Below are 22,389 nucleotides of genomic sequence, written 5' to 3'. Positions count from 1 at the left end.
ACTTCATCATCATTATTCAATTTTATTGAAAGTCAATGCGCCCTACCCTGCCATCCATCGCATCCCCTTCGTGCAGGAGACTTTCCATGTCGCCCTTCGTGCAATTGCTGGCCAGCGCCGTGGCGCTGATGATGGCCATGGGCATCGGCCGCTTCGCCCTGACCCCGCAACTGCCCCGGCTGATCGCCGAGGGCCAGTTCGACCTGACCGCTGGCGGCCTGGTCGCCGCCGCCAACTACCTGGGCTACTTCCTCGGCGCGGTGGACGCCATGTTCGCCCGCCAGCCACACCAGGTCCGCCTGCGCCTGCATGGCGGGCTGTGGCTGTGCGTACTGCTGACCCTGGCGTCGTGGGCGGCCGACGGGTTCTGGAGCCATTTGCTGCTGCGCTTCGGCACCGGCGTGGCCAGCGCCTGGGTGCTGGTGATGATCGCCAGCCTCAGCCAGCAACTGGCCAGTGCCCATGGCCGCCAGCGCCTCGGCGCACTGGTGTTCGCCGGGCCCGGTGTCGGGATTGCGGTGACAGGCTTGCTGGCCTTGGCTGCGCACCTGCTGGGGCTGGATTCGGCGGCCCTGTGGCTGGTTTACGGGGTCGCCGCACTGGTCATGCTGCTCGCAGTGCTGCCGTGGCTGCCGCGAGCGCTCGAACCCGTCACCTTGCCCCTTGCCAACGACCGCGGCCCCAACAATGGCATCGGCCGCCTGGGCCTGGTCTACGCGCTATACGGGATCGGCTACATCCTGCCGGCCACCTTCCTGTCGCAGATGGCCAGCCAGCAGTTCCATGGGCAATGGCTGGCCGACCTGTTCTGGCCGGCATTCGGCCTGGCCTCGGCGCTGGGTGTGATGATCGTCAGCCTGCGCCGCCCGGGCCGCACCTCGACCTGGCTGAGCATCACCCTGTGGCTGCAAGGGCTGGGTGTTCTGGCCTGCCTGCTGGGGGGCGGCGTCGGCCTGGCATTGGGCGTGCTGCTGTGCGGCGGGCCGTTCCTGGCCTGCATGCAACTGGTGATGCAGCGCTCGCGGGAGCTGGCGCCCCATGCCACGCAGCGCAATGCCGGGATGCTGACCGCTTGTTTCGCCCTTGGGCAATTGAGTGGGCCGTTGCTGGCGGCGTTGAGCAGCCATTTCAGTGGGGGATTACAGCCCGCACTGGTACTGGCTGCGGTAGGGATGGGATTGGCCGGGATATTGACCGGGGGCTTCTCGGGTCCACCAACCTGTGCCAGCTTGAGACAGGCAGGCTGACCCTGTGATGAGGCAAGCCCTTGTGGGAACGGGCTTGCCTCGCGATAGGGCCGGAACTGCCGACCGCTTACCCCACCAGTTTGCGCAACTGCTGCCGCACCCACGCCTCGGCGCTGACCATGATCACCCCGAGCAGCACCATCACCGCGCCGATCACGAAGTTCAGGCTCAGCGGCTCGTCCAGCAGCAGCACGCCAAAGGTCACCCCGAACAGCGGCGTGATGAAGGAAAACACCGCCAGGTTCGAGGCCAGGTACTTGCGCAGCAACCAGAACCAGGTCAGGTAGCTCACAAACGACACCACGATCCCCTGGAACAGCACGCTGCCCACCGCCAGCGGGGTCAGCGAGAAGTCGGCGATTTGCCCGCTCACCAAGGCGATCAGCACCAGCCCGACAAACCCCACTGCCAGCTGGTAGAACAAAGTCAGGGTCGCCGGCGCCTCGGACAACCGCGAGCCGCGCACCACCACCGTGGTCGCGCCCCAGGCCAGGCCTGCCAGGATCGCCAAGGCGTCGCCCAGCAACATGCGCCCATCGAGATGTTCGAGGGAAACACCGCCCGCAAAGGCCAGGGCAATCCCTGCAAACGCCAGCAGGATCCCCAGCCACTGCAACAGCCGCAACCGCTCGCTGGGCATCATGAAATGCAGCCCCAGGGCGGTGAAGATCGGCGCGGTGTAGAGGAACACCGACATATGCGCCGCCGAAGTCAGTTTCAGCCCCTCGGCGATGAACAGGAACTCCAGGCCGAACAACGCGCCGGCCAACAGCCCGGCGCGCCAGGTGCTGCCGACCTGGTTCCAGCCACCCCGGAAGCACACCAGCAGGCCTACCAGTAGCGCGGCGATACCATTGCGAAACGCCGCCTGCATGACCGGTGCGATATCCACCGCGGCGGATTTGATCAGCACCTGCTGGCAACCCCAGATCAGGCACAGCCCCAGCATGACCTGGAAAGCAAAAGCGTCGGGGTTCTTGCGGACCGCGGTCATGGGCGGCCCCTCTGCGGGTTGAACGACATGGCAAGGCTCGGCGGTGAGAATGGATCCCGATTATCGGGGGACCGGCCTTGCCGATGCCAGTCTAAATTGACCCGCCAGCGATCTGCGCCTTGGCCGAGACGTGCTCGAAGGTGGCTTCATCCAGGGCATCGGCCTGTTCATCGAGCACCTGGCGTGGGTGTTCGAAGCCCGGAATGCTGCTGTCGATCAGGCTGAGCAGGCGCGAACCGCGCGGGCTGAGGACGAAATTCTCGCCATTGCCGCCTTCCGCTTCAGGCCGGCTCTCGATAAAACCGCGTTCGAAGAGGATCTTTTCGTACTTGCAGGCCTGGGCCTTGATCTGGTTCAGATCGCCCGGTGCCTCGCCATCAGCGGCCAACGCGGCGGCATGCTGCTCGGCATAGGGGCGCGGCGTAAAACTGTGACCGGCGCCGTTCTGCACTTCGTGCAGCAAGCGTTCGATCAGGTCCCAGTCGTATGTGCTCATGGGGTAAGCCTCCTGCTGTGGACAAGTAGGTACACAGCGTGGGACTGACAGAGGTTGCCAGGTGTTCCATCAAAACCACGAACCCGCTCATTGCTCTGCGCAGCGCGCCCTGCAGGTTACAAGTCGTTCAGCATTTCACGGATGTATTCGGAAAAACTGTCCGCAACCTGATGAGCCTCACGGCTCACCGGGTCGATATCGACGACCACCCAACCGTTGTTCGTGTCAAACCCTGAACAGTATCCCTGCAGGTCATCCCCGAACAGCAGTATGCCTTCCAGGGCGTTCTCCCCATCCTCATCGTAGACCTGGTCAGGCGTAAGCAGGCCTTCGTACAACATATAGGCCGCCTCACCCACTTCCCCCCATCCAAGCTCCCTGATGAATGCCAGGTAATCAGCCGGCACCTGCGAATGGGCGCCAGCCAGCGCCGAGAGCACCTGCGCTTCGGCGGTCGCCAGTTTGGAAAGGGGGCCGGACACCTTGTCCGGCTGTAGATCGTCATACATTCCCATTCACCCTACCCTCTTATCGTGATGTGAAGAATTTCCCTGCCCACACTGTCTTTCCCATGGATGCCACCTTGATGCTGGTCGGGGAAGCGTGCCGGGTGCATGTTCCACCATTCGTTAGGTCCGCCGAACCCACTTTCGATGATGTGGTGCGCATCGTAGGGCTGTCCGGCCTTGCGCACCACCTTTGTCCCATCCTTGCTCATCACATTTTCGGTGTAGCGGGGCCACGTCTGGCCTGTCTTGGTTTCCCACTGGCCGATCAGCTCGTCCTTGATCTTGTTGAAGTCGCGTCGGTGTTTCTGGGTTTCCTTGGGCGTGAGCTTGGTGTAGTTCTTTTCCCGCAAGGCATTTGCCAGGTTGTCGCGTTGCTCGGCGGTGACTTTCAGGCCCGTGTGCGCCTCCAGCTCATTGAGATAACGCCGTGCCTGGCTGGAAAGCTGGGTGAACGCCGATGCCGGCCCCTTGGGCGGCCCCTCGCCGGCAGGAGGCTCGTGCGGCTTGCGGGTGTCCGGCACATCCAGGTGAGAGCCCGGCCCATTGCTTCCTTCATGGTGGGTGCCGCCCTTGCGTCCTGGTATGGCGCCCATGATCACGCTGGTGATCAACTTGCCACCGCCAATCAGGAAGTCGCCGCCTTCCTTCTTGTCGAGGTCGCCCTCTCCCTCCATGCGCTCGGCAATGTACTGGCCAACCTTCGCCACGGCCTCCTCGACCTTAGCATTGAAGTCCTTGCCCAGCTCCGTCTGGTCGATCACCTGGCTGACAGCCATCTGAATGACAGCCTTGGGGCCTTGCAGCATGGCAATTGCCACGGTGACCGCCTCGGCCGCATCCGGATGCGCACCCAGGTACTCGTTGATGGTAGAGACGTAGGTCAGTGTCCATTGGACGCTGTCGCGCTCCGCCGTGACATGCGTTGTATCAAGCTCAAGAGCCCCCAGTTTTCGCTCGAGCTCCCGGGTGAAATCCTGCGACTGCTCGAACACATGCTCAAGATTGTTGAGCTGCTGCAATACCTGGGTCTGGAAGTCTTCATTGCCCATCAAGACCATGGCATCGCGTGGCGACATCCCTGCCAGGATCAACGACTCGAGGGTGTTTTCCGCCAGCGCCCGGCCCGCGACCGCGACAGCGCCGCTGTCCATTGGCCGCCCGGTCATCCGCTGGTAACGATTGACCAGAGCGTTGAGGGCATTGCCGGCCTGTTCGAAGTTCTTCAGCGCCGTCTTGTCGTAGTCGAGCAGCCCATCGCTCCACTTCTGTAGCGTCTCCTTGGGATTGAGCACATCGTTCAGCGAGCTGTCGGTCACATAGAGATCGGTGCGCGACTCCTTGTCCCGCGTGATTTCGTAGGCTTTGTCGAGGTCACGGTTCAGCCCGACGGTGGAGTCCTGGCCGCTCTCGGCGTCCTTGCGCACAGTGATATCACCTGCACCCACGGTGGCACGGACGGTCTGCTCACGGTCCTTTTCATACTCCCAGCCGCTGACGCTCCAGCTGGTCTGGTTCTTCGGGCCCTTCTCGTCGTTACCTGCGTCTGCGGTGACCTTGCCGTTGGAAGGATCCTGCTCGGCACTGGCCGAACCCTTCTTCCAGCTGCCACCCACATTCAGGTAGTAACCGTGCTCCTTGTCCTTGCCGGCAATGTCGCTGAAGCCCAGGGTGCCGGTGTCGAGTTTGAGATTGCCGTTGTCGGCGGCGATCAGCGCACCGTCGAGCTGGGTGTGATTCTCGGTGCGGATATCGACCTTGTCACGCCCGGTGATGCGAGTCTGGTCCTCGACCCACTCGGTCTTGCCGGTGGTCTTGCCATAGCCGACCGACCCACTGACACCGGCGCCCGGGCCCACGGTGACAGTGGCATTGATGTCGAACTCCTTGCCCTTGACCTTGCCAGTGTCGATGGCCGAGGCCACGTTGAGGTCGCCACCGACACGGCCGATCACTTCGTCGCCGCGTACCTGGGCGCCCTTGATGTTGGTGTCCTTGCCGCTGGTGAACTTCAGCTGGTCACCGGCATACACATAGGCTTGCTGATGACGCTGGGTTTCACGCTCCAGGTCGCCCTTGCCCATGTTGACGCTGGCGTAAACGCCCACACCTTCCGAGCCGAAGGTCAGGCCGACCTCGCCACCGCCGCTATGACGGTTCTGCTCCTGCTGGCTGTCGTTCTTGGCAGCCACGATGTTCAGCTCATTCCCCGCGTTCAACTCCACATCGCGACCGGCCTTGACCTGACTGCCCACGATGTTCAGGTCATTGCTGGCATCGAGCTTGATGTTGCCCCCGGCCTCCAGCTGCGCAGGCGTGGAGGTACCCTGCTGGCTATCGGCACTGGCAGTGCCATGGCTGCCGCCGATGCCGACCTTGAAGCCACCGCTGGTGCCACCATGCACGCCGCCCCAGCTCTGCGACTGGTTGTTTTCCTGGCTGCTGCTGCCCTTGGCGACATCTATGTTGATATCCCGGCCTTTGATGTCGATGTCACGCCCGGCCTGGACCTTGCTGCCCTTGATATTGACGTCGTTGCCAGCCTGCATCTTCACATCGTTGCCGGCGTCCAGCGTCGAAGGCCGATTGCTCTGCTCCACGCTTTGCTGGCTGCTGGTCTGCTTGCTGTTGCCGATCTTGCCGTCACCGGTGGGGCCGGTGAAGAACTGGCCGATGGCATCCACGGTCTGCAAGGTGCTGGAACCCTTGCTGACACCATCCTCGCCCTTGCCGGTATTGCTTATCGCATCCTTGGTACTGCCGGCGTTATGTTTGATCGAGCCGCTGACCCCCTGGCTCTCATACTCGCGCTCCTGCTCCTGAATACGCGTGTCACGGCCGGCATCGATGTTGATGTCTCGTCCGGCGCCAAGGCTGATATCGTGCCCCGCCAGCAAGTCCGAACCGGTCTGGTTGATATCACGTCCAGCATTGATATCCAGGTCCTTGCCAGCCTGGATGCGACTGCCGGCAGCCAACTGCTCGCGCAGGCGGTCCTTGGCTTTCTCTTTTTCAACGCCCGCGAAGAAATTGGTACCGTTGTCGTCGGTGTCCGAATGCAGCCCGACGCTGCTCGACTTGGACCACTGTGTATCGTCACGTTGGTTCTGCGCCGCAGTGATGTTCACGTCACGCCCGGCATTCAGGCTGACATTGCGTCCGGCATTGATGCCGCTACCGAGCACGTTGATATCGCGTTCCGCCTCCAGAGTGGCGTCGCGTACGGCGACCACTTGGCTGCCGACACTGGTGCTGCTGCGCGCTTCATGCCCGGAGGTCTTTGCCGACGCAATCGAAACCGAGGGGATCGAGACGTTTTGCACGCCCGGCAGCATCAGCGCTGTCGGCGACAGCATGTCCTTGACCGAAAGCGAGAGCTTGAGCTTCTGCTTGTACTCCTCGCTGCGGCTATAGGCGGTGTCGTTGGCCGACACCAGGTTGACATCGCCCTCGTCGTCCACCAACCCGGCGCGTAGCTCCACATCGTTGCCGGCATTGGCCTTGCTCGCGCGCAAGCGCACATCGCTGCCAGCCGCCAGGACAATGTCGTTGCCGGCATCGAGCTCGCTGCCCACCTGCGTGGCGCGGGTCTGCAGCTGGCTCTTGCCGCTCTTCGACAGGCCCAGGAAGCCGGACTTGGTCTTCTTGCTGAACTCGCCGTGTTCCTCGACGCCGGACAACACCGCCACATCGCGCGTCGCGCCAATCATGAGGTCGCCGCCGGCCTTGAGCTGGCTGCCGATCACCGTGACATCGCGACCGCCGTCCAGGGAGATGCCGCCATAGTCCTGCTTACTGACGTTGACGGTGAGATCGCCACCCGCCTCGATCACCGAGGCGACGTTGGTGCTGTGGTAGCTCTCCTTCTGGTTCGAACTCTTGCGACCGAACGACCCCTTGCTCTTCTTGAGGTAATAGGACGCGCTTTCGTTCTGGTCGGAAGCGATGGTCAGGTCGCGCTCGACGTCGATGTCGACGTCGCCCTTGCCCTTGACCTGGCTGGCGACGATGGCCATGTCCTGGCCGGCAGACAGCGACACGTCACCCCCGGCCTTGACCGTGGTCGAGACCTGGGTGACCTGGTCCTTGGACTGGGTGACCTTCTTGCTGCGGCTGAAGCTGTGGGCTTCGTTGGCGGCGGAGGTCAGGTTCAGGTCCTCGCCTGCGGCCAGGGAGAGGTTGCGGCCCGCATCGATCTGGCTGGCCACCGCGGTGAGATCACGGCCCGCGCCAATGCTCAGGTCGCGACCGGCGGTAACCGTCGCGCCATGCTGCTGCACGGTGTTGTTGCGCTGGCGGTCGCTGTAGAAGCCTTCGCGCTCCTCGACCGACAGCACGCTGACATCGCGCCCGGCGTTGAGGGACAGGTCGCCGCCACTCTGGATCACGCTGGCGACGTTGTTGATATCCTGGCCGGCCTTGAGGCTGAGGCTGTTCCCGGCTTCGATACGGGCGGCGTTATCCAGGTAGTCCTTGTGCTGGCTGGTGCCGCCGAAATGGGTGACGGCGCGCACCTGGTCACGCTGGTTGAGGATATCGCCATTGACCGCAGTCAGGCTCACGTCGCGCCCGGTGATGATGCCGCCGGCGCTGTTGCTCAGGTTGTTGCCGGCCAGCAGTTCCAGACGCTCTCCGGCCTGGATCAGGCCAGTGTTGACCAGGTTGTTGCCAGCGGTGGCGGACAGGTTGCGGCTGGCCTGCAAGGTCCCGACGTTGGTCAGGTTCTCGCCGGCGATCAGTTGTACGTCCTGGCCGGCGATCAACGCACCGTTGGGGGCCAGGCGGTTGTTGGCCTGGGCCAGGTAAAGCACCGGGACCAGGACCTCTTCGCCGTTGACCTGGTGTTTTTCCATCCACACGATGTCATGGGTCAGCGCCGCCACCTGGGAGGCCGTCAGGCCCACACCCAGGCTCAGCTGGAGCTGGTCCTTGCTGCGGATGGCGTTGTCCATCAGGTACTTGAACAGCTGATCGCCAGAGGTCTGGCCATCGATGAACTGCTGGCCGGTACGGGCCACCACCGCCTGCTGGATCAGGCGTTGCTCGTAGAGTCCATCACCCAGGCGCTTCCAGCTCTGGTCCGGGTCGTAGCCCAGGTTGCCGAGCAGATAGTCCGAGCTCATGAACTGCTTGAGGTCGGTGAGGACCGGGTTGGTCTCGATCAGATATTTGTGTGGCTTGCTGGTGTACTGGCTGTCCGGCATACGGGTCACACCCGCAATGTCGGGACGCGCGCTGATCCCCAGGTTGCCGTTGACCGAGGGTTCCCGGGCATCGGCACCGGGATGTCGCGTCGCGCGATTGACGTCGACCGGTGCGCCGTTCGGTGCGTAGACACCGATGGTACTTGCGTTGCCGCCCACGGCACCGCCCTGATGGGCGATGCGGTCGATCTGCTGATGGCTCTGGTTCCCCGCACTGGCATCCACAGCCTGCAGCGCACCAGGCTGGGCGCCTGGGGTCGACACCTGGCGGCCTTGGGTCAAGACTTCAGCACTGCCAAGCGTCCAGCTCGGGGCTGTACCACCTGCGCCACTGCCGCCCTGACCACTCAGGCGGAACAGTCCATTCTGCCCGGTGGGCAAGGTGAAACCACCCAAGGCGAGGGGGTTGACCTGTTGTTGTGCCAGGTCAGGGGGAAGCTGGGCATGAATATTGATGACCGTGCTGCCGGCAGCGCTCGGCAACTTGGGGTCGAACGCCTTGGCTGCCGGGCCACCGACCGTCAGCCCTTCCTGGATGACGCTGTTGATCACGTCCCTGGTGGCGTTGATGCTTACCCGGCCACCCGCCTGTACAACGGCATTCGCCGCACCGACCTGGGTGTCATGCACGATGGTACGAGGGTCGAAGAACGTGACGCCTTGAATCTGCGCGGGCAGCGGCGCTCTCACATCAGGGTTGTATGCCGGCGCGATGTTCAGCGAGCCGATCGAGAATCCGTCAAACCAGCTCTTCCAGCCGATGACCGCGATGGTGTTGTAGTTTGCGGTACCGCCAAGCCGGGTATAGGGCGTGATGCGTGATTCGTTCCAGTTGGCATCCCACATTCGCATCGTGCCTACGACATTCCTGCCGCCGTTACTGGTGTCCCTTTTATATTCCGGGTCATTGGCAGCGTTATAGCGCATCACCGCGGCAAAGTACGGCATGGCGTATTTGACCTTGTCAACGCCTGTCAGGTAGAACGACTTCAGCTCCGAATAGGTGCCCAGTGCCTCGCCCTTGTTGAGGAAGTTCTGCACGTTGACCGTGATATCACGCTGGGCGGTGATCACCGAAGCCGAGTTCTCCAGCCGCCCCCCGAGCACAAACAGGTCGCGGCCAGCACGGATTGCCCCAGCAGGCGAGTCGATCTCGACCTTTCTCTCGTAGTACTCTTCGAGCACCATATGACCGGCGCCCGGCCCAGTCTGACGCATACCGATCGAGCTCCACTTCGGTGTGCCCGTGGTCTTGAAAACCTCCTTCCTGTTCTCGATGGCCTGCGCATTCAGGCGCATGTCCCCGGCACTCTCGAGGCTGCCGGAAATGTTCTCCATCTTGTTCGCCAGCCCGCCCGCGGCATTGCCAGCCACCGTCAAGCCACCCAGGCTGTAGACGTCGCCATAGAAGTTGGTCAAGGCGCCGGTATACAGCTGCATGTCCCCGCCACTGAACAACAGGCTGTGATCGTTGCGCAGGCTGCCGGTGGTCACCCGCACCAACTGGTTGCCACCCAAAGTCCCCAGGTTGTTCACGCTACCGGCATTGACCAGCAGATCGCCCGCCGAGCTCAGCCGCCCCTGGTTGGTCAGCAGGCCCGCCACATTGATCGTGGTGTTGCCCACGCCCGTGATGCTGGCGTTGCTGCCCAGGTTCATCTGCGCCGCGCTCACCCCCAGGGTACCCAGGCTGTTCACCCGCCCATTGGCGCTGCTGTAGGTACCCCCCAGGTTGAGGCTGAGCGCGCCGTCACTGGCGATCAGACCTTCGTTGCTCCAGTTGCCGCCGTTGCCCACCAGGCTGTCGAATGCCAGCAACTGGCCGCCGGCAGTCTGGGTGAGGTTGTTGACATTGACCGTCAGGCGCCCGGCCTGGATGGCGCTGCCGTTGGTCCAGCTGTCGGCGGTCAGGGTCAGGCCGCCGCGGGTGCTGAGGCTGCCGCCGGCACGGGTAAGGTTGGCGGTGTCGATGTCGAACACGCCCTTGCCGACGTGCAGCACCTTGCCACCGACGTTCTGCAGCAGGCCGGCGCCGAGGGTCAGGTCACTGTTGCCGATCTCCACCTGGCCATTGCGGTTGTCGAACAGCCCGCCAATGGCGAACTGGCTCTTGCCGCTGGTGCCCACGGCACGCAGTTGCCCCCCCTGGTTGTCCAGAGTGGCGGCCGTGATGGCGAGGGTACTGGCGCTTTCGATGATGCCGCTGCGGTTATCCAGCGCGCCGCTCAGCCCCAGTTCGATACGCTGGCCGACCATCTCGCCGCGCACGTCGCCACCGTTGAGCAGGCTGGCGCCGGTGACCTTGAGCAGGCCACTGGCGGAGATGCCGCCATCGCGGTTGTCCAGCTGCCCGGTGCGGATCACGGTATCACCGCCGAGCGCGGTGATGCGCCCGCCGTGGTTGTCGAGGCTGGCGCTCTGCACGTCCAGGCTCAGCGCCTGGAGGATGCCGCGCTGGCCAGTGGCGTCGCTGCCGTTGCGCAGCACGCCGGTGGTGCGCACGCCCAGCGCCTGCTTGAGGCTGGCGAGGATGCCACCGCGGTTGTCGAGGGTGTCGGCGGTCACGGTCAGCGCGCCGTCCTGGGCGATCAGCTTGCCGCCCTGGTTGTCGAGCAGGCCGGTGGCCTGCACGGTGATCGCGCCCTTGGCCTGCACGGTGCCCTTGGCGTTGTTCAGGCTGGCCGCCTGCAGGCCTACGTCGCCCTGCTGGCTGTAGATCAGGCCATCGCCCGAGTTGTTGAGCGCCCCGCGGCTGTCGAGCGTGAGCGGGCCATTGGCGGCCAGGGTGCCGCGCTGGCTGTTGTCGACGCTGGCGGCCAGCACCTTGAGCAGGCCCTGGCTGGCGATCTGGCCAGCCTGGTTGTCGACCAGGCCGGCGCGCTGGACCAGCAGGTCCTTGCCGGCGAACAGCTTGCCCTGGCGGTTGAGCAGCTCGCCGAGCAGGTCGAGGGTCAGCGCCCCTTGGGCGGCGAGGCTGCCGTCGGTGTTGTTCAGGCTCGCGGCGGTCAGGCCCAGGTCCTGGCGGGTGGCCACGCGGCCGCCGTGGTTGTCGAGAGCACCGGCGCTGATGACCAGTTTTTCCCCGGCATCGATCAGGCCGCCGTCATGGTTGTCCAGTGCCGCCGTGATGGTCAGCTGCTGGCCGCTGCCGCTGGAGAGGATGCCCTTGGCGCTGTTGTCCAGGCTGGCGGCCTTGACGTCCAGGCGTTGCTGGGCGACCAGCGCGCCGCCGTCGCTGTTGCGCAGCGCGCCGGTCACGGTCGCCTGCACGGCACCGGAGCGGCTCGACAGGGTGCCCTGCTGGCGGTTGTCCAGGCTTTGGCCGGTCACGGTCAGGCCCTGCCAGCCCGAGACCAGGCCGTTGCGGTTGTCGATGGCGCCGCTGGTGATGGCCAGCGTCTGTTCGCTGATCAGCTTGCCGTCACGGTTGTCCAGCTCGCTGACGTCCAGCTGCAGGGCGTGGGCGGTGGAAATCTCGCCGCCCTGGTTGTCCAGTTTGGCCAGGTTGACCAGGGTCAGCGGCCCGGCGGTGGTGATCAGGCCCGCGCCGTTGTCCAGGTCGGCGCCGCCCAGGTCCAGCGCGAGGCTGCTGCCGAGCAGCTTGCCGGCGTGGTTGTCCAGGCCCTTGCTGGTGAGGGCGAGCGCGTCCTTGGCTTCGATGTGGCCGCCGTCGCGGTTGCTCAGCGTACCGGCATGAATCTCCAGCGACTGGGCGCCGATCAGGCCCTTGAGGTTGTCCAGGCGCTGGCTGACCCGCAGCAGCAGGCGCTGGTCGCTGAGCAGGCGGCCGTTGCCGTTGTCCAGTTGCTCGGCAGCGACGGTGAAGGCCTGGGCGCTGGAAAGCTCGCCGCCCTGGTTGGCCACGGTCTTCAGCTTGTCGAGCTGCAGCGACGGGGCATTGATCAGGCCGCCACGGTTGTCCAGGTGGCCGTGGCTCAGGTCGAGCGTCACCGAGGTGTCGCTGAACAGCTTGCCGCCCTGCTGGTCGAGGCCGGTGACCGTGGCGGTGAGTGCTTCGCGGCTGCCCACGCGGCCGCCGTCGCGGTTGTCGAGCTGGCCGGCGTGCACGTCGAGGGTGCGGTTGCTGCTGATGCTGCCCTGGCGGCTGTTGTCCAGGTGGCCGGTGCTGAGGGTCAGCTGGCCCTTGCTGGCCAGCGCGCCTTTGTCGGTGTTGTCCAGGCTGGCGCTGGCCAGGGTGATGTCGCTGTCGCTGAGCAGCTCGCCGCCCTGGTTGAGCAGCGCGTCGCCCGTGGTCAGTTTCAGGCTGCCGGCGCTGTCCAGTTTGCCGGTGCTGTTGTCCAGGCTGTGCGCGGCCAGCACCAGCTGGCCCTCGGCGCTGAGCAGGCCGAGGCGGTTGAGGGCCGCGCCGGTCAAGGTCAGGGTCATGTCCCGCTGGCTGGTCAGGCGGCCACCGTCGTTGTCCAGGGTCAGGCCGGTCAGGGTCAGGCCGGTCTGGGCCTCGAGGCGCGCCTTGTTGCGGTTGAGCAGTGCCTGCAACGCCAGGGTCATGCCGGTGCCGGCGACCAGCAGGCCGCCGTCGCTGTTGTCCAGCGAGGTGCCGGTGACCGCGACAGCGGCCTTGCCGGTGATCTCGCCGCCACGGTTGTCGATGCGATCGACTTCCAGGGTCAGCGCGCCATTGCTGCCTAGCAGGCCCGCCTCGCGGTTGTCCAGCTCACCGCCCTTGATCCGCAGTTGCTCGAGGCTGACCAGCGAACCGGCGTGGTTGAGCAAGGTGTCGGCCTGGATCTCGCCCTGACCTTTGCCGGAGACCTTGCCCTTGCTGTTGTCCAGCGTCGCGGCAACAAGGTTGAGGGCGGTGTCGCCCACCAGGGTGCCCTGGCGGTTGTCCAGGCGACCGTCGACGGTCAGCACCAGGCCGGCGCGGCTGCTGACGGTGCCCTCGCGGTTGTCGAGGCTGGCGGCATGCAGGTCCAGGCCCTTGGCCGAGACCAGGCCCTTGGTGTTGTCCAGCGCCTGGGCGATGCGCACCGTCAACGCCTGGTCGCTGAGCAGCTTGCCCTGGCGGTTGTCCAGGCTATTGGCCGCCAGGGTGAAGCCTTGCGGGCTGGTGATTTCGCCGTTCTGGTTGTCGACGCGGCCGAGGTTGTTCAGCACCAGCACCGGGGCCTTGATCAGGCCATGATTGACCAGCGCGCCCTGGCCCAGGTCGAGGGTGATCGAGGCCTTGCTCAGCATCCGGCCGGCCTGTTGGTCGAAACCGCTGGCGGTCAGGTGCATGGCGCCATCGCTGTCGATGCGGCTGTCGCTGCCTGCGTTGTTGACCTGGCCGGCCTTGAGGGTCAGGCGGTCATTGCCGACCACATGGCCGCTGTCACGGTTGTCGAGGGTGCCGGTGGCGATGTCCATGGCCCCCTGGGCGCCAACTTCGCCGGCCCGGTTGTCGAGGCTGGCACTGCGCAGGTCGAGGGCGCCGTCGGCGGTGATCGAACCGCGCTGGTTGTCGACCTTGCCGGTGGTGGCCAGGGTCAGTTTGCCGGCGCTGCTCAGTTCGGCGTCGCTGTTGTCGAGGCTGGCGGCGGCAATGTCGAGGTCGCCCTCGCTGGTCAGCAGGCCCTTGCCGTTGTCCAGCGCCTGACTCAGGCGCAGGCGTGCGCCCTGCTCGGCGGAAACACGCCCGTCGCGGTTGTCCAGGGTCTGGCCGTCGAGGGTCAGTTGGCCCTTGCCGCGCAGCAGGCCCTGGGCCTGGTTGATGACCTCGGCCACCGTCAGCGCCAGGTCGGTGTCGGCCAGGACCTGGCCGCCGGTGTTGTCCAGACGCTGCCCGGTGAGGCTGAGCGCCTTGGCCGCGGACAGCTCGCCGCCGCGGTTGTCGACACTATCCACGGTCAGGTGCATGCCCTGCCCGGCGCCGACCACGGCGCCCTGGCGGTTGACCAGTGTGCTGCCCTTGAGGGTCAGCGTGCCGTCGGCGGACAGCTTGCCGCCCAGCTGCTCCAGGCGCGTGACCTGGCCATCGAGATCGCCGCCGCTGGTCAGGCTGCCGCCACTGTTGTCCAGGTGCGCGGCGACCAGGTCCAGGTTGCCCTTGGCGCCAAAGATGCCGAGCTGGTTGAGCAGCTCGCTGCCGCTGTAGCGGGCCCCGGCCTGGCCGCTGACCAGGCCCTGGTCGCGGTTGTCGAGGTGGTCGATGGTCAGTGTCAGTGCGCCGTCGGCCTCGATCTTGCCGCCGCGGTTGTCCCAGCGCTGGCCTTGCAGGGTCAGCAGGTCCTTGCCCACCAGGCGGCCACCGCGGTTGTCCAGTTGCCCCGCGTCGATATGGGTGGCGCCCACGCCGTTCACCAGGCCCTTGGCCTGGTTGTCCAGCAGCCCGCTGACCTTGGCGGTGAGCGTGCCGTCGCTGAGCAGCTTGCCTTGCTCGCGGTTGTCGAGGCTGGCGGCGCTCACCTTCAACGCCTTGTCGGCAGCCAGCACCCCTTGGCGATTGTCCACCGCCTGGGCGATGGCCAACTCCAGCGCCCCGCCAGTGACCGTACCCTCACGGTTGTCGAAGCTGCCTGCCGTTACCTGGCCGAGGTCAGCGCTGGAAATCTCGCCGTGGCGGTTGTCGATGGCTGCGCCCGTGACCACTGCCAGGCCCGACTTGCTGGTGACCACGCCGCCCTGGTTGTTCAGGGTCAGGGCGCGGATATCCAGGCCGTCGGCCGACACCAGGCCATCGAGGTTGTCGAGCAACTGGTCGAGGCGCACGGTCAGGGCCTGTTCGCTGTAGAACTTGCCGCCCGTGTTGTCGAGGCTGCGGCCTGCCAGGGTGAAGGCGCCCTTGCCGAAGATCTCGCCACGCTGGTTGTCGATATCGGCGATCTGGCGCAGGTGCAGCTGATTGGCGGCGATCTTGCCGTCGCGGTTGTCCAGCCGGCCATGGTTCAGGTCCAGGGTCAGCGCGGTGACGCTGCTCAGGTGACCGCCCTGCTGGTCGAGCCGGCCGACATTGACGCCGACTGCCTGGTTGCCGCTGATATGGCCGCCCTGGCCGTTGTTCAGGGCCTGGGCGCTCAGGTCGAGGGTGGCCTGGCTGGCGATCCGGCCGCTGCGGTTGTCGACCAGCCCCTGGCTGGTGACGGTGATGCCGCGGTTGGCCAGGACCTTGCCAGTGCGGTTGTCCAGGCTGCCGAGATTCAGGGCCAGGGTATCGAGGCTGGACAGTTCGCCGGCCTGGTTGTCCAGATGGGCCCAGGTGGCGTTCAGTGCGCCCTGGCTGGTGATCTGACCACGGTCGCCGTTGAGCAACTGGCCACCGGTGAGGGTCATGCGCCCGTCGGCGAGCACTTTGCCCTGCTGGCGGTTGTCCAGGGTCGAGGCATTGACGCTGAGGTCGCGCCCGGCACTGAGGCTGCCGCCCTGGTTGTCCAGGCGGCTGCCGGTGGAGACGCTCAGGTCGCCGCTGGCGATCAGGCGCTGGTTGCGGTTGTCCACGGCACCGGCGCTGAGCTTCAGGTCGGCGCCGGCCACGCGCTCGCCATCGATGTTGATACCCGCCTGGATACCGCCAAGGTTGCTCAGTTGGCCAGCCGCGTCTAGTTGTACCGAACCTGCAGCAGTCAGCCCCTGGCGGTTGACCAACTCGCCGCGGCTGTCCAGTTGCAGTTGCTGGCCGGCATGCACCGGGCCCTGCGCATCGATAGCCGCCGCCTGCAGGCGTACATCACCGGTGGCGCTGGCCTGGGCCATGCGCAACTGACCGTTGGCCTCGAGCTGGATATCGCCGCCGCTGGCGATCATCCGCCCGTCCAGGCGCACGCCGACCCCGGCCTCGGTGCCCACCAGCCTGACCGCGCCGGCATACATGCCGCCCAAGGCGCTGGAGTCGATGGCCAGGCTCGGCTTGGCACTGCCGTCGTCCTGGCGCGCCGTGGCCGCCAGGGTCCGCGCATCGACATCGTTGCGCCCGGCGACGATGGCCAGGTTGCGTGCCTGGATCTCGGCGTTGATTTTCGTGCTGCGGGCAATCAGCTCGAAGCTGTCGACGTTGCTGGCGTTGAGCCCCGCGCCTTCGATGGCGATATGGCCCTGGTCGACCTGGTAACGGCTCAGCTGGCCGTTCTCGAGCACCGGCTTGCCGGTGCTGAGCGTGGCCTGTGGCGTGTTGATGAAGCCGCAGCCATCGCAGGTGATGCCGTGGGGGTTGGCGACGATGACATGTGCCCCGCGCCCGGCCACTTCGGTGTAGCCGCGCAGCTGGCTGGCGTTGGCGCCGTTGACCTCGTTGAGGATGACGCTGGCTGCGGTGCCCTGCAGGTTGGGGTTGCCGAGGATGATGCCACCCAGCTGGGTGGCCTGGGTGCGGTCGGTGGCGTTGTTGAGGATCAGCCCCTGCTGGCCGACGTTGTAGTCGCTGAACTGGTTGTGCGACAGGCCGCTGCCGTTGGGCGCGGCGATATTGATGATCGGCACGCCGTTGCCCGCCTGGTCCAGCCGGGTGCCCGGCCCGCTGACCACCACGCCTTCGGCGGCCTGTGCCCACAGCGGCTGCCAGAACATGACGTTGGCCAGCAGCAGCGCCAGGCCGCGCTTGGGCAGGCCGCAGAAGCGCTCACGGGGCTGAACGGCGGCCGAGCGTTGGCGGGCCAGGAAGGCAAACAGACGGACGTCCATGTCAGGTCTCGCAAATCAGGCGGTCAGGTGCTCATGCTTGCCAGCACACCGGTAAGCATTAGCGAAAAAGAGCGCGAGATACTATTTCGCCATCACGGAAGCGTCAAATTAATATCGTCAAAAAATAGTAGCCGTATGACGACACCTGTTCCGCCAGTCGCTCGCGCTGAACTTCCGGCCAGCCAGCGACCTCCACCGCACGAATCGACTGACAAGGGAACCGAAGGATGAAACCGCTACCCTGCATCCTCTGCGCGACAGCCCTGTTCTGCGCGCAGCCCATCTTGGCCTGCACACCGGAAGAGGCCACGCAGAAAAGAGAGCAACTGGCGGGCCTGGTGAGCCAGCTGACCGAGCAGAACGCTCAAAAGGCCAAGGAAATCAATGAGGAGCTTCAGCACATGGACCTCGGCACCGCCAGCAAGGACCTGCCGGACAAATGCCAGTTGATCGACAAGCGCATCCAGGAACTTAAAGAAGCGGAAAGGAAAACCTGACTGCGCCTGGATCAGCGCCGCTGCTGGGCCTGCATGTACTGGCGAAGCAACTGGTTGATGCGGGTCTGGTAGCCGGCGCCCTGTTCCTTGAACCAGGCCAGTACGTCGGCATCCAGGCGGATGGTCACTGTCTGCTTGGCCGGCACCCGCAGCTCGGCGCGGCGGAAGAAGTCATCGTCGAGTTCGGGGATGTCCGAGGTATCGACCGGGGCTTGGTCTTGCTCACAGCTTCTGGACGGTTTCGACATAGCGCGTTACCTCACGTCGAGTGGCTCTTCTGGCGGAAATGATGCGGATCACATCACCCTGTCGTTCGGTGTAGGCGACCACGCTGACCCAGGCATTGATCCAGCCCATGCCGATCCAGCGTGCCTCCGGGTACTCGAATCGCTCATCCCGCAGCGCCAGCATCGGTTGGCGGAACATCTCGGGCACATCGTTGAAGTCGATACCGTGCTTGCGGATGTTGAGCTGGTTCTTTTCCTCGTCCCATTCAAATCGCACGGGACAATCGTATTTACAGCTGTACATACGCTACTCCTCCTTGGCTGCACATGCCAGAGGAGTGTGGCGCTCGGGCGACAAAATGCCCGGGCTGGAACAGGGTTTGGGAAATGGGCTACGCGCCCTGGGGAAAGAGGTGAAGCAACCCGCCACCGTTGCAGTGGCGGGCTCATTGCCGGAGGGGCTTACTCAGCCGCAGGCTTGCGCTTTTTCAGCGGTGCCAGGCCATCGGCGCTGGCCAGCGGCGCGTTGGCCTTCGGCTTGGCGGACGGCTTGCGCTTGGCGGCGCCCTTCTTGTCGGCGCCCGCCTTCTTCTCGGTCTTTTTCTTCTTGGTGCCGGCAGCCTTGCCCGACGCCTTGACCTTCTTCGGACCGTTATAGGTACCCTTGACCTCCTTGATGACGCGGCGTTCGAACTGCTGCTTGAGGTAGCGTTCGATGCTCGACATCAGGTTCCAGTCGTTGTGGGTGATCAGCGAGATCGCCAGTCCTTCGCCACCGGCACGGCCGGTGCGGCCAATACGGTGCACGTACTCGTCACCGCTGCGTGGCATGTCGAAGTTGATCACCAGGTCCAGGCCGTCGATGTCCAGGCCGCGGGCCGCGACGTCAGTGGCCACCAGCACCTTGGAGCCGCCGTCCTTGAAGCGGTCGATGGCCAGCTTGCGGTCCTTCTGGTCCTTCTCGCCATGCAGGACGAACGCCTTGACCTCCTTGGCCACCAGGTGGCCGTAGATACGGTCGGCCAGGGCGCGGGTGTTGGTGAAGATGATTGCCTTCTTGTAGGTCTCGTTGGCCAGCAGCCACTGCACGATCTGCTCTTTATGCTGGTCGTGGTCGGCAGTGATGATCTGCTGGCGCGTGCCTTCGGCGAGCTGCGAGACGCTGTTGAGCATCAGGTGCTCAGGGTCTTTGAGCACCTTGCCGATGATGTCGCGCAGGGCAGCGCCACCGGTGGTGGCCGAGAACAGCAGGGTCTGCTTGCGGTTTTCGCACTCTTTGCACAGGCGCTCCATGTCTTCGGCGAAGCCCATGTCGAGCATGCGGTCGGCTTCGTCGAGGATCAGTACGTCAACGTGGGACAGGTCGAGGTTGCCAGCATTGAGCTGCTCGAGCAGGCGACCCGGGGTACCGATCAGCACGTCCGGCACCTTGCGCAGCATCGCCGCCTGTTCCTTGAAGTCTTCACCGCCGGTGACCAGGCCGGACTTGATGTAGGTGAACTGCGAGAACAGCTGCACCTGCTTGAGGGTCTGCTGGGCCAGCTCACGCGTCGGCAGCAGGATCAGCGCACGGATTTCCACGCTCGGCCCGCTGCGGTCGACCAGGCGGTTGAGCAGTGGCAGCACGAAGGCGGCGGTCTTGCCGCTGCCGGTCTGCGCCGTCACCCGCAGGTCACGCCCTTGCAGGGCCAGGGGAATGGCCGCCGCCTGCACCGGGGTCGGCTCGACAAATTTCAGCTCGGCCACGGCTTTGAGCAGGCGTTCGTGCAGGGCGAATTGGGAAAACACGGGGTAACCTCGGGCAAGTGCGAAAAATTCAGTTGCATAGGGTAACGTTTTCCGTGGCCAGAACCGAATTTCTTTTGGCAACTTTGCGCCGATCCACGCTCTAATAACGCTTCGTACCGCAACACAGACCGTTTCCAATCCCATGGACATCCAACGCTTCTGGCGTGACGCCCTCGACCTCTGGGGCACGCTCGACCAACACCCCCTGCTGCACGCCGCCCTCGGCCTGGCCGTGCTGCTGCTCGTCTCGCTGCTGATCGGCCGTCTGGCGCGCTTCCTGATCCTGCACTCCACCCGCCTGCTAGGCCGCCAACAGGCACTCAGATGGCTGGACGATCTGCGCCACAACAAGGTGTTCCATCGTCTGGCCCAGACCACCCCGTCGCTGGTGGTGCAGTTCGGCCTGAAGCTGGTGCCGGAGCTGTCGGCCGCCGCCCAGCATTTTCTCGGCAATGTCGCACTGGCCGTGACGCTGCTGTTCATGACCCGCGCCCTGTCCTGCCTGCTCGACGCGCTGCTGGACATCTACGCCCGCACCGAACATGCCCGCACCCGCTCGATCAAGGGCTACATGCAGCTGGCCAAGATGATGCTGTGGATCTTTGCCGCCATCGTCATCGTCGCCACCCTGATCGACCGCTCGCCACTGCTGCTTCTGTCCGGTCTGGGCGCCATGTCGGCGGTGCTGCTGTTGGTGTACAAGGACACCCTGCTGTCGTTCGTCGCCAGCGTGCAGCTGACCAGCAACGACATGCTGCATGTCGGCGACTGGATCGAAATGCCCCAGGCCGGCGCCGACGGCGACGTGGTCGACATCACCCTGCACACGGTCAAGGTGCAAAACTTCGACAAGACCATCGTCTCGATCCCCACCTGGCGCCTGATGAGCGAGTCGTTCCGCAATTACCGCGGCATGCAGCAATCCGGCGGGCGGCGGATCAAACGCAGCTTGTTCATCGATGCCGCAGGCGTACGTTTCCTGACCCAGGAAGAAGAACAGCGCCTGGGCCAGGTGCGTCTGCTCGGCGACTACCTGGCCGGCAAGCGCCAGGAGCTGCGCGAATGGAACGAAGCCCAGGGCCACAACGCCGGGCTGTCGGCCAACCGCCGACAGTTGACCAATATCGGTACCTTCCGCGCCTTCGCCCTGGCGTACCTGAAGAGCCACCCCAACGTGCACCCGAACATGACCTGCATGGTCCGCCAGATGCAGACCACCGCCGAAGGCGTGCCGCTGGAGATCTACTGCTTCACTACCACCACGGTGTGGGCCGAGTACGAGCGCATCCAGGGCGATATCTTCGACTACCTGTTGGCCGTGCTGCCGGAGTTCGGGCTGAGCCTGTACCAGCAGCCCAGTGGCAATGACATGCGTGCGGGGCTGGCGGCCAGGCCGCAGCCTCAGACCCAGCCACGCAGCCTGGACGTATTGAGCGAGGCTTGACCGTCCAATCGGGGCGCCCGACCGGGCGCCCTTTGCATTGCGCCCCCAAGGCGCACTACCCTGGAGCCATCCAGGACGACGTCATCACGGAAGATCGACGGCCCAATCGCCACGCCCATCCCTGACGCTCGACAGACGCCTGCCACAACCTTCGTGAGCGAGCCATGCCTCAGGACATTCCCAGCACTTCACTGCACGACACCCCGCCATCGTCTCGGCGCAAGACCCTCGCCGCCGCCAGCCTCGCCCATGGCGTGCATGATGGCCTGACCGATGTCATCTACGTGTTGCTGCCCCTCTGGCAGGTCGCTTTCGGCCTCAGCTACGCCCAGGTCGGGCTGCTGCGCGGCGCCTACGCCGGCATGATGGCGGGTTTTCAGTTGTTGGCCAGCAAAGGTGCCCGGCGCTGGGGCCGCGAGGCCCTGTTGATCCGGGGCACGACGCTGGCCGGGCTGGCCTACCTGATGGCCGCCCAGGCGAGCGACCTGAGCCTTCTGCTGATCGCCCTGATGCTCGCCGGCCTCGGCGCCAGCACCCAGCACCCGCTGGCCAGCGCGCTGGTCGCTGATGCATACGAAGGTGGCGGCAAGGTGAAGCAGGCCCTGGCCCAGTACAATTTCGCCGGAGATATCGGCAAGGCGCTGATCCCGGGCCTGGTCGGCCTGGTGCTGGTGTATGTGTCATGGCAGACCAACGCCACCGCGCTTGGACTGCTAGGCCTGGGGGCGGCAACGGCGCTGTGGTGGCTATTGCGTCAGGCGCCACTCGCAGGGCGATCAACGCGCAAGGCCATAGCCCAAGACCGGGTTGGCTCAAGGTCGGGGCTGGCGGCGCTGATCGCCACCGGCACCCTCGACAGTGGCGTGCGCATGGGTTTTCTGACCTTCCTGCCGTTCCTGCTGCAGAGCAAGGGCGCGACGACCGCGCAAATAGGCCTGGCCCTGACATTGCTGTTCATTGGCGGCGCCTTCGGCAAGCTGTTCTGCGGCTACCTGGGCGCCCGGCTGGGGCCGGTGCGCACCGTGATCTGTACCGAGCTGCTGACCGCCGGGCTGATCCTGGTGGCACTGCTGTTGCCCTACCTGCCGTTGATGCTGGTGATGCCTCTGATCGGCGTGGCACTCAACGGCACCTCGTCGGTGCTGACCGGGCTGGTGCCGGACTTCGCCGGCAGCGAGCAGCGCGAGCGGGTGTTCGCCTGCTTCTATACCGGCACGGTCGGCGGCGGCGCGCTGGCGCCGGTGCTGATCGGCGCGATATCCGACCACACTGGGGTGGAACAGGGATTGATGGCGCTGGCAGGCATGCTGCTGCTGACCCTACCGTTATGCCTGGTCGTGCACACTGGCCTGCCGCACCGGCAATGATCC

At 65.1% G+C, this 22,389-nt stretch carries 11 protein-coding genes; 4 read left to right on the top strand and 7 right to left on the bottom strand.

Features of this window, described 5'->3' with window-relative positions; genetic code table 11:
- The first annotated feature begins 86 nt into the window (after positions 1 to 86).
- Entirely contained in the window at positions 87 to 1,247 is a 1,161-nt protein-coding gene (locus ACZ9C1_RS25775) for an MFS transporter (RefSeq protein ID WP_476254525.1), read from the top strand.
- Between the two features lie 67 nt (positions 1,248 to 1,314).
- On the opposite strand, the gene ACZ9C1_RS25770 is transcribed toward ACZ9C1_RS25775, so the two are convergent.
- The 4 genes from ACZ9C1_RS25770 to ACZ9C1_RS25755 form a co-directional block, all read right to left on the bottom strand.
- On the bottom strand, positions 1,315 to 2,241 hold the full coding sequence (locus ACZ9C1_RS25770) for a DMT family transporter (protein ID WP_434728703.1): 927 nt from the start codon (positions 2,239 to 2,241) through the stop codon (positions 1,315 to 1,317).
- A 91-nt stretch (positions 2,242 to 2,332) separates the two neighbouring features.
- A complete protein-coding gene (locus tag ACZ9C1_RS25765; RefSeq protein WP_476254524.1) occupies positions 2,333 to 2,737 on the bottom strand; it encodes a transcriptional regulator in 405 nt (134 codons plus the stop codon).
- 116 nt (positions 2,738 to 2,853) lie between these two features.
- Positions 2,854 to 3,246 carry an SMI1/KNR4 family protein gene (locus ACZ9C1_RS25760; protein ID WP_139672906.1) on the bottom strand — a complete coding sequence of 131 codons (393 nt, stop codon included), beginning with the start codon at positions 3,244 to 3,246 and terminating at the stop codon, positions 2,854 to 2,856.
- A gap of 11 nt (positions 3,247 to 3,257) precedes the next feature.
- A complete protein-coding gene (locus ACZ9C1_RS25755) occupies positions 3,258 to 17,063 on the bottom strand; it encodes a hemagglutinin repeat-containing protein (RefSeq protein WP_476254523.1) in 13,806 nt (4,601 codons plus the stop codon).
- A gap of 227 nt (positions 17,064 to 17,290) precedes the next feature.
- Between ACZ9C1_RS25755 and ACZ9C1_RS25750 the strand changes: the two genes are divergently transcribed.
- Positions 17,291 to 17,560 (top strand): hypothetical protein, encoded by a 270-nt coding sequence (locus tag ACZ9C1_RS25750; RefSeq protein WP_102684420.1) that lies wholly within the window; start codon positions 17,291 to 17,293, stop codon positions 17,558 to 17,560.
- Between the two features lie 11 nt (positions 17,561 to 17,571).
- Here ACZ9C1_RS25750 and ACZ9C1_RS25745 read toward each other — a convergent pair whose 3' ends face one another.
- The 3 genes from ACZ9C1_RS25745 to ACZ9C1_RS25735 all read right to left on the bottom strand — a co-directional run bounded on the left by ACZ9C1_RS25745 (position 17,572) and on the right by ACZ9C1_RS25735 (position 19,575).
- Positions 17,572 to 17,808, bottom strand: coding sequence for a BrnA antitoxin family protein (locus ACZ9C1_RS25745; protein ID WP_023631177.1), 237 nt, complete (start codon positions 17,806 to 17,808; stop codon positions 17,572 to 17,574).
- Positions 17,783 to 18,064 carry a BrnT family toxin gene (locus tag ACZ9C1_RS25740; RefSeq protein ID WP_031315381.1) on the bottom strand — a complete coding sequence of 94 codons (282 nt, stop codon included), beginning with the start codon at positions 18,062 to 18,064 and terminating at the stop codon, positions 17,783 to 17,785. Before ACZ9C1_RS25740 ends, ACZ9C1_RS25745 begins: the two co-directional genes overlap by 26 nt.
- A 185-nt stretch (positions 18,065 to 18,249) precedes the next feature.
- Positions 18,250 to 19,575 (bottom strand): DEAD/DEAH box helicase, encoded by a 1,326-nt coding sequence (locus tag ACZ9C1_RS25735; RefSeq protein WP_023631179.1) that lies wholly within the window; start codon positions 19,573 to 19,575, stop codon positions 18,250 to 18,252.
- Between the two features lie 142 nt (positions 19,576 to 19,717).
- Here ACZ9C1_RS25735 and ACZ9C1_RS25730 point away from each other — a divergent pair, with 142 nt between their 5' ends.
- Positions 19,718 to 21,019: a mechanosensitive ion channel family protein gene (locus ACZ9C1_RS25730; RefSeq protein ID WP_457378540.1), complete on the top strand. Its 1,302-nt coding sequence runs from the start codon at positions 19,718 to 19,720 to the stop codon at positions 21,017 to 21,019.
- A gap of 164 nt (positions 21,020 to 21,183) precedes the next feature.
- Positions 21,184 to 22,386, top strand: a complete 1,203-nt coding sequence (locus tag ACZ9C1_RS25725; RefSeq protein WP_457378539.1) for an MFS transporter — start codon at positions 21,184 to 21,186, stop codon at positions 22,384 to 22,386.
- Positions 22,387 to 22,389 lie beyond the last annotated feature (3 nt).

Source organism: Pseudomonas sp. TE21435 (assembly GCF_056279265.1).
The sequence above is the reverse complement of the archived record's forward strand: the minus strand, read 5'-3'. Positions and strand labels throughout refer to the sequence as shown.